Annotated in this window: 3 protein-coding genes and 2 pseudogenes; 4 read left to right on the top strand and 1 reads right to left on the bottom strand. The window is 40.7% G+C overall.

What is annotated here, in order from left to right:
* The 4 genes and pseudogenes from BZJ19_RS17150 to BZJ19_RS16825 form a co-directional block, all read left to right on the top strand.
* On the top strand, nucleotides 1–1,452 hold a 1,452-nt coding region (locus BZJ19_RS17150; protein WP_201249212.1), incomplete at its 5' end, for a hypothetical protein.
* Between the two features lie 123 nt (nucleotides 1,453–1,575).
* A pseudogene (locus BZJ19_RS17025) lies at nucleotides 1,576–1,740 on the top strand (recombinase family protein); the annotation flags it as partial.
* A gap of 272 nt (nucleotides 1,741–2,012) precedes the next feature.
* Nucleotides 2,013–2,402, top strand: a complete 390-nt coding sequence (locus BZJ19_RS16830) for a Mor transcription activator family protein (protein ID WP_157891212.1) — start codon at nucleotides 2,013–2,015, stop codon at nucleotides 2,400–2,402.
* A gap of 95 nt (nucleotides 2,403–2,497) precedes the next feature.
* Nucleotides 2,498–2,785 (top strand): hypothetical protein, encoded by a 288-nt coding sequence (locus BZJ19_RS16825; protein WP_077676470.1) that lies wholly within the window; start codon nucleotides 2,498–2,500, stop codon nucleotides 2,783–2,785.
* 317 nt (nucleotides 2,786–3,102) lie between these two features.
* Here BZJ19_RS16825 and BZJ19_RS16820 read toward each other — a convergent pair.
* Nucleotides 3,103–3,351 (bottom strand): annotated as a pseudogene (locus tag BZJ19_RS16820) (IS5/IS1182 family transposase); the annotation flags it as partial.

Genomic DNA, 3,351 nt, shown 5'->3' with positions numbered 1-3,351 from the left:
GATTATGGTTTTATAAAAAAAACACTAGAAGAGGTTAAAAAAGAAAAAGAAGAGATACGTACGAATGAAGAAATAAAATCTTTAACAGGAAAGAAATTCAATGAACAGCTGCTATTCATAAAGTACTTAAGTAAAAATGAGCGCAAAGCATTAGGTGAATATTCTAGTCATGAAAAAGAAGACACACTGAACGAAATTTTAACTTATTGTGAGTATATCAAAGAGATAGATGACCAACAAAACCATTTACATATATTGTCGACAATATCTCATGTTATGGATTGCTACGAACCCGGATCAGGTAAAATTCTAGATGGTCAATCCCCATTAGGTAAGGAAGGCAAGCTTATCACCGGCAAAAAAGGGGGAGAGGGGCTAGCTTTCAAAGAAAGACACGGCGGTATGAGCATAAGTAAAGCTCAGATGCTAGAAAATGCCTTTAATAAAAAAGATGGCATTTATAGAGGGAGAGGGGCATACACAGGGATGGTAGATAACCCTCTAAAAGATAACGAAGAAGTATACCCAACAGAGCGAGTAGCGTATGAGGTTAAAAAAGAACATTATTTTATAGAAGAAGCCGGTAAATTGGCTAAAGAAACTCTATTAAACTTCAAGGATATTGATGGAAAAGATGCAGATAATAAAAATATCCCATGGGGGATGATAAGCCCGAGTAATGATAAATTCATAAACCTTTCTATCAAAAAAAATAAAGGCATGGGACCAATAATTTGTGATGCTGGAAAAAGTAGAGTCGGCTACGTTCACGGAATGTGCACAGCCATCGTAAAATGCAAGCATTTAGGGCCTTGGGCGACGCCTTATGAAATGGCTACCGGTTCCGATACAACAAAAATGGCGTCATGCTTCGCATGTACCACCTATATGTATGCCAATGGGTATCCACCATCTTCGATCCATTTAGGTAGGGGAGAGTCATGGGTACCACCAAAAAAAGACTACATTCGTTTGGAGCTTAACCAAACAACGAAAAGTAAAAAACTTGACCATAGTGACAACTGCTTAAAGGAATGGCAAAGAGAGATTGGGCATTATGTTTCCTTGGGTCTCGACTGCATTAAGAAAGCTAAAGACATTAACTTGATAAATAGTGAACACGAAGAATTGTCAACAAACATGTGCAACGAAATAAATACAAAAATAAAGGAAAAAGCAAATGAAAGAGCAACGGAACAAAAAACCATAAGAGAATTTAATGAATTCTATCGACCAATGGAAATTAATGAAGAAATTATCGATAATGAAAAAGAAATCTCGAAATCCAATGAGCTCAAGGATGTAATGAAATATTCTATAGCCCAGGAAGTAGTAAGCGAATATTTTCTAGAAGCCCTTACGGTACACAAAAAAGATAGTGACAGAATCAAAGAGGTCTTCAAACCTTTGTATAACAAGTACCTCACTCTCGGTAAACACTCGTTCACTTAACCTTTTAAGTATACCCAAACGCGACTCCCTTGGGAGTCGCCCATTCTTGCTATGTGACCACTTAAATGCGACACGCCTTTGTGCGACCATCTAAATGAGACGTTTCACGCACAAAGGGCCTTCATGTTTATCCGCGCTTACCTACGCGCCTCCACCGACGAGCAAAACGCCGCGCGCGCCAAAGACAGCCTAACCCAGTTTGCCAACGACCATGGCTAACGCATCGCCGCCTTTTATACCGAGAACATCAGCGGTACCCTGCTGGAACGTCCCGAGCTCAACCGACTACAGCCGATCGCAAGTGTGTCGGATTCTGGCTAAAAATAGCAAAGACTAAAAGCGCCATTGCTACTATTCAATTCGGGAAACTTTCTCCGCGATCAGTGCTGAACGTATTACCTTCCTAAAAATGAAAAGCCCTCCATAAGCAACACATCCCACATTCTAATCATGTTCCGTTATCTCAAGTGCGTTCACTCCACAGAGCAAAAGTTCTCTATGCCGTTTTTATGGTTATCTAAGTAACCTCAATGCATGCTTTACTTGACAGGGAAATAAGTATGCAGTATGTCTCAAAAACGACTATAAATCATAATAGTATCAATATATCTCTTCTATCAGAAAAAACACGAGAGCTGATCAATATGATCGGCTTTTCAGACACCTATTTACTGGTTTCTAAATTGGGTGGGCAGGACGTTTACATTCCCAAATTTCCTGATCGCAGCAAACTGATAGAGATACTTCCCCGCGAGAGCGTAGAAGTTTTAAGCCAGATGTATGGCGGTACTTATCTCGCGCTGCCGACTTCACGCCAGATCGATATCCAAGAACGTAACAAGGAAATTGTGAAAGCACTTTTAAACGGTGACTCTCGCGCTAAAGTTGCACGACGTTTTGGATTGAGTGTTCGTCAAGTGGCAAATGTCAGGAAAGAGTTTCCCTGTTAATACGGCACAAGCATTCAGAGATGATAGCTATGGCCATCACCCAAAACATTGATAATGGAATGGCCTTTATAACACTGTCATGAAAGGAGAATACTATGACGATGACATACGCAACTCAAAAGTTGAAAGAGGCTTGTGAAGCTGACATCAACATATTAAATAAATTGACCGAAGTTAAAGACCGGGCTCCGAATTATGGTACTCCTGGCCCTCGAAACTTAGACCAACATGCCAAACATGCTCACATTACCAATAACACTGGCATTGCGTGGGTTTATACTAATGACGGTAACGACCAACATATCCTCGCGTTAGGAAGAAAAAGCGATGGTGCCGGGAATGGTAATAGTGGCTATATTTGGGACAAAAATGGCAATCCCTAATACCTAACTTAGATATTTTAAGCAGTCTTTATTCACTGTTGACTCTTTTACGCGAAAAATGAATTTTGACTCTGTATAAGTATTATAGAGCATTCTAAAGTCATTTATTTACAGGGTATAAATGCGACTCCTGAGGGAGTCGCTTATTCTTGTCGCTGGCTACTTATTGTCTTAGTTGTTCTACCAAAGCAGATATTCCCAACCTATCGCAGAAGACGTTATCTCACTGGTTTGGCATTAGCATCACCTATGGTTCAAACAGGCGTTGTTGATCAAATAATTCACCTAAAGCACTGATCTGGATGGGATTTATCCCGTTAATTAACTCGGTAACTAACAGGCATACCGAGTCTTATGACTTTGTTTATCGCTTTCACGTTGGCCAATGCTTCGCCAACTTGGGCATCGTAATTGTGCAGTGTCAGCTGAGGGCTGATTAATGTTTTGTATCGGGACATGCCTGTTTCTGACAGAGAGCGTTGGTGATAACCCTCTTCTTGTTTCCAGTCTTCTACGTTACCCGATTTCAAGGCGCTGACGGCTGCATTGCGAGGGTGGCCGTCCTC

Source organism: Salinivibrio proteolyticus (assembly GCF_001996165.1).
Classification (GTDB): domain Bacteria; phylum Pseudomonadota; class Gammaproteobacteria; order Enterobacterales; family Vibrionaceae; genus Salinivibrio; species Salinivibrio proteolyticus.
This window is presented reverse-complemented; position numbering and strand designations above follow the sequence as displayed.